General features: G+C 71.8%; 6 protein-coding genes. 1 reads left to right on the forward strand and 5 read right to left on the reverse strand.

The window, feature by feature from the left end:
- Positions 1-141: 141 nt before the first annotated feature.
- The 3 genes from ACFYP3_RS10120 to ACFYP3_RS10130 all read right to left on the reverse strand — a co-directional run bounded on the left by ACFYP3_RS10120 (position 142) and on the right by ACFYP3_RS10130 (position 4,200).
- Positions 142-1,539 (reverse strand): hypothetical protein, encoded by a 1,398-nt coding sequence (locus ACFYP3_RS10120; protein WP_388829634.1) that lies wholly within the window; start codon positions 1,537-1,539, stop codon positions 142-144.
- Positions 1,540-1,640: 101 nt separating this feature from the next.
- A complete protein-coding gene (locus ACFYP3_RS10125; protein WP_388829637.1) occupies positions 1,641-2,993 on the reverse strand; it encodes a hypothetical protein in 1,353 nt (450 codons plus the stop codon).
- A gap of 430 nt (positions 2,994-3,423) precedes the next feature.
- Positions 3,424-4,200, reverse strand: coding sequence for a peptidoglycan recognition family protein (locus tag ACFYP3_RS10130; protein ID WP_388829640.1), 777 nt, complete (start codon positions 4,198-4,200; stop codon positions 3,424-3,426).
- Between the two features lie 536 nt (positions 4,201-4,736).
- Here ACFYP3_RS10130 and ACFYP3_RS10135 point away from each other — a divergent pair.
- Positions 4,737-5,123, forward strand: coding sequence for a hypothetical protein (locus tag ACFYP3_RS10135; protein WP_388829643.1), 387 nt, complete (start codon positions 4,737-4,739; stop codon positions 5,121-5,123).
- Between the two features lie 259 nt (positions 5,124-5,382).
- On the opposite strand, the gene ACFYP3_RS10140 is transcribed toward ACFYP3_RS10135, so the two are convergent.
- Entirely contained in the window at positions 5,383-5,793 is a 411-nt protein-coding gene (locus tag ACFYP3_RS10140; protein WP_388829646.1) for a hypothetical protein, read from the reverse strand.
- A 194-nt stretch (positions 5,794-5,987) separates the two neighbouring features.
- The gene (locus ACFYP3_RS10145; RefSeq protein ID WP_388829649.1) at positions 5,988-6,269 is read right to left on the reverse strand and encodes a hypothetical protein; all 282 of its coding nucleotides are present in this window, start codon (positions 6,267-6,269) and stop codon (positions 5,988-5,990) included.
- Positions 6,270-6,737: the final 468 nt, after the last annotated feature.

A 6,737-nucleotide genomic window follows, 5' to 3' on the forward strand; every position in this document is an offset into this window, starting at 1 on the left:
GAGACGGTGTTTGCGCCGGTTCAACGGCTGTGGAGGCTGTTGATCACGGCCGTACGGGATGCAACCGTGCCAAGTCCTCCGTTCGAGGGGCCGGAGCGGCCGCGCGGACGGGTGGCCGGTGGGTCGGTGGGTCGGCGGGGATCAGTCCGCCAGCCACCGGGCGGCGCGTCGTACGTCGTCGGCTGCCCTTGCGCACCGCTCGGCGTGTGCGAGGAGGACCATGCGGAACCGTTCGCCGCTCTCGCCGGCGTTCCAGCCGGTATCGGCCGCACAGGCGCAGAGGCTCTCGGCGTGCCGGTCCAGCAGGTCCGCTTCGGTCCGCCCCCGCGCCCCGTACGCGGCGAGCGGCGCGGTCAGGCCGTCGGCGACCTGCCCGCCGGTCCCGCCGATTGCGGCGGCCCGGCGGATGACCTCGCGGCCGACGTGTGCGGCGAACTCCGCGGTCGGGCAGCCGGCGGGGTTTGCGCACAGGACCCATGCCGGATCCGTACGCCGCCCCTGGCTGCGTGGTCCGAACAGTGCCGGGTCGTAGAGGATTTCTTCCCCGGCTCTGATCGTCCGGCCGTCCGCGGTGAACGGGGCGTGCACCGGATACACCACAGCGGCCTGCACGGGGTGCTGCTCCAGGGCCCGCTCCATGGCCTGCTCGATCACCTCCTCCGGGGGCGGTGCCGTGGCATCCGTGCGTGCTCCGGAAGCGGCCGCGTCGGTGTACGTGTCCGGGGTGAGGAGGGTCAGGGCTTTCAGCGCCGTGGCACCGGTGGCCGCCGACACCAGGGCCAGTGCGTGCGCGAGGGCCGTGTGCGGCTCCCACCCGGAGGGGCCGGCGGCCGTCAGCCGCCCGGCCAGGCAGCCGGGCTCGGGGTCGGCCAGATACGGCGCCATCCGCCGTCGCAGGGCCGCCGCCCGTGCCTCGTAGGCACGTCCCCCGGCAGCTTCCGCGGCCGTCGAGACCATCGCGCTCAGCAGGGTGTCCTCGGCAGCGCCGGCCCCCAGGACGACGTGTCGGCTCAGCCGCTGCATGGCGGCCTCCCAGCGGCCCCGGTCGAGGGCGCCGTCCTCCCGTCCGGCCCCGGTCACCGCGGGGAGGTACTCGGCAACCTGCTTGTCCAGGCCACCGTGTGCCACTTCCTCCCAGGCGCCTGCGGCTGCCGTGCCGGCAGCCGGGTGCGGTGAGAGCCCGTACCGGCGGCCGTCGGCGGCGAGGGCGCAGGGGGTTCCCAGTGCGCCGGCGTTGTCGCCGTGGGTGAGCAGGCTCTCGGCATCGAGCCGGGTCAGGGGTACGAGGAAGGGACCGAAGGGGGTGCGCAGCCGTACCGGGCGGCCGCTTCGGCTGCTCCTCAGATGGGCCATCAGCCGGTGCGTCAGGCCGTCGTGGGTCAGTGCGTCCAGGCCGAGGGTGCGTGCGGGCAGGTCCGCCCACGGGAGCCGCCGAGCCATCAGCGCGGCGCTGAACAGCATGTTCTCCAGGGGCCGGGCCGTCTCGAGCCGGGCCGTCTCGGGCCGTGCCGCCGTGGCCGTGCCGTCGGCAGGGGTCATCGGTCGCTCTCCCTCAAGGTCACAGGCGCGCCGGTGACGTGGCTCGGCGCCGGTCACTCGCCGCCGGCACTTGTCGCTTGGCGCCTGTCAGTGGTCAGTTGCTACTTGTCGCGGAGCATGTAGGGCTGGTTCCCGACGATTTCGCCGTCGTACGCCCTGAGCAGTTCGTTCACCCGGTCCCGGTGGTGCGTCATCTCTCCGCGGAGGGTGTCGGAGTACGCCTGCGGGGCATGGGACAGCGGGTAGTCGTAGGACTCGTCCAGCCAGGTGAGTTCGGTCCACGACGGGGGGATGTCGTGGGGAGAGGCGGGCCCGCGTCCGTCGAGCATGGGGATCACGTCGTGCTTGTTGACGAGGCTGATCACCTGGGTGGTGTGGTCGGCCGGGCGTTTGTTGTCGATGGGGGAGCCGAGCGTGACCACGTGGGTGATCCGGTAGGCGGAGGCCAGTTCCACGTCCATCGCCAGGTTCATCGCCGTCAGTCCGCCCAGGCTGTGTCCGACGAACATCACCTCCGCCCCGGCCGGCACGCCTGCCCGCTGCAGCACCTTCCGGGCCGCGCGCGTGTACGTCGTGTCGGAGCGCAGGCAGCCGTCGAACGCGCCGATCAGGTCCTGCGGGGTGCTGTTGCTCGGCAGCACGAAGCTCGTGCCGGGCAGCAGCAGCACGTACCGGACGTGGCCGTCGGCGCACTCGACGCGCCGCAGCAGTACCAGCCCGTGGTTGCCGAGCGCGCCGATGTCGTTGACGTAGCTGACGATGTCGTTGCGGGACGTGGACAGGACCTTGGCGAGGATCGGGTCCGGTTCGGTCCGTTCGGCCCGCCCGGGGCCGGGGTTGAGGAGGGCGAGCAGTGAACTGGGCAGTCCGAGGAAGGGATCCGTGGTCGGCACCCCGCCGGCGAGCGTGACCCAGGAGAAGCTGTCGTTGACCGGGTTCTCGTCGAGCAGCCCGAGCAGGGCCAGCAGTTCCATGATGACCGGGCTGACGGTCGTCAGGGCGCGCGTCACGCCCAGCCGTTCGACCAGCGCGTGCAGGGCCCGTAGTGCTTCCCAGCGGTTTCCCTCCACCATGGCGTCGGTGAGGCGTCGGGCCGGTGCCGAGTCGAGGTTCGGGTGATCGGCCACCGCCGCCTCGATCCGCAGGGCGAAGGCGTCCACGGCCATGGACACCGCGGCCGGGCGGCGACGGGCCACACTGCCCGCCATCCGGGCCAGCTCCCCGACGAGCCCGCCGTTCGGGCCGAACCCGAGGCCGGAGGGACTGGTCAGCGCCCTGGCGCACGACACCGCCGTCCCGAGCGCCCACCCGGGACGGCGCAGGGCGGCCAGGGGGAACCGCCAACTGCTGAGCGCCCCGGTCAGTTCCGCGCCGGCTCGCCTGGCGGTGAGGGCCGCGTCGGCCAGCAGCACGGACGCCGCGACGAGGAGCTGAGCGTCGGGTCCTTGCGCCACGAGGCCGTCGGCCGCCCCGGCGCCGGCCGCCGTTCCGTCAACGCTTGCGGTTCCCTCCCCGGGCCGGTGGGTGGCCGCTCTGCTCTGCTCGGGAATGGGCTGAGCCGCTTCATCGACCAGTTGATCCGCCACGGTCTGAGGCGTCACGGTCTTCCCTCTCGTCCTATGCGGGTTTCCCGCGCCGCCCCCCTGGTTGCGTCACGCATGGTGGCACCGAAAGTGATCCACTGCGCGCACGTGTCGGGCTGGAGGCGGGTGGGATCCGGCCGGTGGGCTGCCGTTGCGAGGCCCGTCCGCCCCGTAATCCACGCGGTGGCGGCCGGGCCGCAGGCCCCGCGCCCCGCGACGAGGAAACCCCCGGTCAGGAGGATGAGCCGCGGGCCACCGTGTTGACGCGCGGCGGACCGGGCGGCGGTGGACAGGCGTCGGGTCAGCGGAAGAGGCCGTTCGGGAGGTATTCGGTGTAGTCCGTTCCCGACTGGTCGGGGGTGTGGCGGATCAGGTCCCGCAGAAAGTCGGGGTCGGTCTGGGCCTCCGGGTTCGACAGGGGGGTGCCGAGGCGGATGGCGACGTCCTTGCGGAGCGTCGGGAGCAGGGAGTACAGGCGGTCGCCGGGGCAGGAGGTGGCGTTGAAGTCGCGGTGCCCGTAGATCTCGGTGGGAGACAGGTCGTATTGGCCGCAGATGTGGGCGCACAGGGCGGTCAGCATGGCGTATTGGGCTGCTGGTGGGGCTTGGGTGGTGTAGGTGCCCTCGTTTTCGATGCCGATGGAGACGTTGTTCTGGCCGATGCAGTGTGCCGCGCGGACTTGGCGGGTGCCGGTGCCCAGTTCGGTGAGGCTGTTGTGGCGGCCTTCCAGGACGAAGGCGCCGCGGCTGACGGTGAAGTGCTGGCCGGTGTCGATCCAGCCCTGCGCGTCCATGTGGTAGGTCTGGATCGCGCGGGCCAGGGCGACGGCGCGCTGCCTGGAGTAGTCCGTCACGTTCGCCGTGGCGGTGTGGTGGACGATGATCCGCTCGGGGCGGTTGGCGAGGACGACGACGGGCTCGGACGGGGCCCGGGAACCCCAGGCAGCGCAGCTGATGATGTCGGGGCCGGCGGCGGAGTGCGCGCGCCCGGCGGCGGTGAGGGGCAGTGCCGTCGCGGCGGCCAGCGTGAGGGCGCCGGTGAGGATCGAGCGGCGGGTGTGCAGTGCGGAGGGGGTCATATGGTGCCCGTTTCCGTAGGGGCTGCCCATTGAAGGGACCCGGGCCGCACGGGTCGCGCAGACACACCGGGCCGCCGACGGACTGCCCCCGGCCGGCCCCGACACGCCCCGACCGCCCCGACGGGCCGCGGTGCGTCGGGCTCCGCCGGGCTCCGTCGGTCCCGGTCCCGACCAGTCCCCGACCTGCCTCGTGCGCGCGAGCCGCGAAGTGCCGCCAGAACGGGACAGCTCCCAGTAGCCCTCACCCACCCTCGACCTGGAGTTGTACGGAAGCCACCCAGGCTGGACGGGCCCGCCGGACACCAACGGAGGGGGCCCCGTGAGCGAGGAAGCCGCGACGTACGACGGCACCGACATCCAGGTGCTGGAAGGGTTGGAGGCCATCCGTCACCGGGCTCCGTAGAAGTCGTCCTCACGCCCGACGGCCGGTGTGCGCGGGCGATACCGACGACGGTCCGGGCACGGCCCCGGCCGCGAAGTTCTGATGACCCCGCCCGCCCACCGGGGCGGAACCCGGCGGCCGCCACGCAACCCCCATGAGACCTTTCGGTATCGGACTCTGCGTTGCCAGAGCCCTGTCGAGCCGCCTGACCGCCGAGGTGCGGCGCGCGGGGGCTCGTTGGGTCCTGGCCTTCCTGAACCGGCGCATGGACATCTCCCTGACGGACGAGCGCACCCCGGGCCGGTCCCGCCCGGTGTGGTTCCATTCCCCGGGTGGCGCGCGGGACTTCGTCGCCTTTCTCGACGAGACGAGGGGCACGCCGGTCACATCCGCACCTTCGGACGTCATCGGCTTGGAGTGGGAGGACGCACGCTGGTGCGACTCCGGCCAGGAGCACGTCGTAGGTTTCGCCAACAGTGAGCGCACCCCGGACGGGGACACACACGTGGAGGGCTACCGTGACGGGGTGGCGGCCGCGTGAACGTGTACGCACGGGGCAGCGCCGACTACTGACGACCGCCGACCCCGACCTCAGCGCCGACAGGGTCGGCGCCAGGAACGGGAGGCTCGATGGGGCGGTGGTGCGGGACGGTGTCGGGCAGGCAGTCCCTGACCGCCTCGGCGCATGGCTGGAGCAGGACCCAGAGCGGGCAGTGACGCTAATCGGCCGGCTCGGCCGGATCGACCGTGGCCCCTCTGGGTACTGCGCTGGTCGCGCCCCACGCGGTCTTGTGGAGGGGTCACCACTTGCTGTGGCAGTTCCAGTGGCCTGGTACCCAGTGGGTGTTGTGGTGACCGGGCACCCAGTGGTTATAGGACCCGCCGTGGCCGGACCAGCCGGAGTGCCAGGTGGCATGGTGCCACTTCTTTTCGTAGTGGCCCTTGACCCACGTCTTGCCCCAGTGCCCCTTGATCCAGGAGCAGCGGTCGTGACGGTCGGACCGGTGGTCCCTGCCGTCCCGGTGCTCCTGCCGGTCACGGTCTCCGCTGCTCACCGCAGTAAGCACCGATGCCGAGGTCGATGCCGATGCCGGTGTGGACGCGGCGGCGGCCGTGCCGCTGACTGCGAGTGCGGCTCCGCCCGAGAGCAGGCCGACCACGGCCGCGCCCGCGAGAAGGCTGCGGGCCCGCACGGTAACGGAAGCCGTCATGGGTCTCACCTCCTTCTTCCTTCTGCCTCACGAATGAGCCGGTGGTCGGCCCCTGCGTGTGGGGGGCCTCGTGAAGGATTCGGCGCAGCCCCCCGACGGGATTGGAAAACGGTCAAACCGGAATTTCTTCGGCGTGACGGGTGGGTGAGTAGGGAGGCTGAGGTGCAGGAGGGTAGTGGCGGCGGGATGGGGGGTTACCTGCCGTGTAGGAAGAACCGTGCCGGGACGAAGACCTCGTGGCCGGTGGGGAAGCGGACCCGTACCCCGGCCTCCGTCCACGTCACGGAGTCGATGCCGTTCGCGGCGACGGTGGTGTCGAGGTCCACCCAGTGTCCGTAGGACAGGTGGGGATCTCTGCCGATCACCATCTTGTAGGAGTGTCGGCCGGACAGGGTGTGCTGGTGGATCAGTCCGAGGAAGTGAGGTGAGTCGTCCGCGTAGGCCACTGCCGCGGGAGCGCTGGCACGGTACGTCACCTCCGTCCGCGGCCACCATGCCACCGACAGCAACACGGCGCTCAGCACCACCCCCGCCCCACAGCTCAGCAGCAGCTTGCCGATTCCAGTCGCTGGGCGCGAGCGCGGGGTCGCGTCGGGCTGGTCGGGAGCGAACGTTGCGATGGTGTCCCTCCAGGGTCGGCGCCGCTCCGCACCGCCAGCCGGGCGGAGACCACCTCCTACGTAAGGACGCGGAACGGCGCCGATCGGTTGTGGCGCCCACACTCCGCACGACACCAGCCCACCCACTGCCGTGCCCGGGCCGATGACCGCGTTGGGCTGACGATGGCGTTTGAGGGGATGCTTGCATGGCCCGCCCGGATGTCCTGGCCGCCCATCTGGCCCGCGGTTTCCCCCCGTTATCTTTTTCGCGGTCCTGCAATGGGGCCGCTGGCCTCCGGGCCCGGTATGACTGTGTCCCCTCTGTCGAACGGATGACCTGGGGGG

Origin of the sequence: Streptomyces sp. NPDC005533 (genome assembly GCF_042871845.1) — a bacterium.
Classification (GTDB): Bacteria; Actinomycetota; Actinomycetes; order Streptomycetales; family Streptomycetaceae; genus Streptomyces.

What these genes read in the sequence shown, in the direction of transcription:
- ACFYP3_RS10120 (WP_388829634.1), bottom strand. Translation starts at nt 1,539, where the DNA reads ATGACCCCTGCCGACGGCACGGCCACGGCGGCACGGCCCGAGACGGCC.
- ACFYP3_RS10130 (WP_388829640.1), bottom strand. Translation starts at nt 4,200, where the DNA reads ATGACCCCCTCCGCACTGCACACCCGCCGCTCGATCCTCACCGGCGCC.
- ACFYP3_RS10135 (WP_388829643.1), top strand. Translation starts at nt 4,737, where the DNA reads ATGAGACCTTTCGGTATCGGACTCTGCGTTGCCAGAGCCCTGTCGAGC.
- ACFYP3_RS10140 (WP_388829646.1), bottom strand. Translation starts at nt 5,793, where the DNA reads ATGACGGCTTCCGTTACCGTGCGGGCCCGCAGCCTTCTCGCGGGCGCG.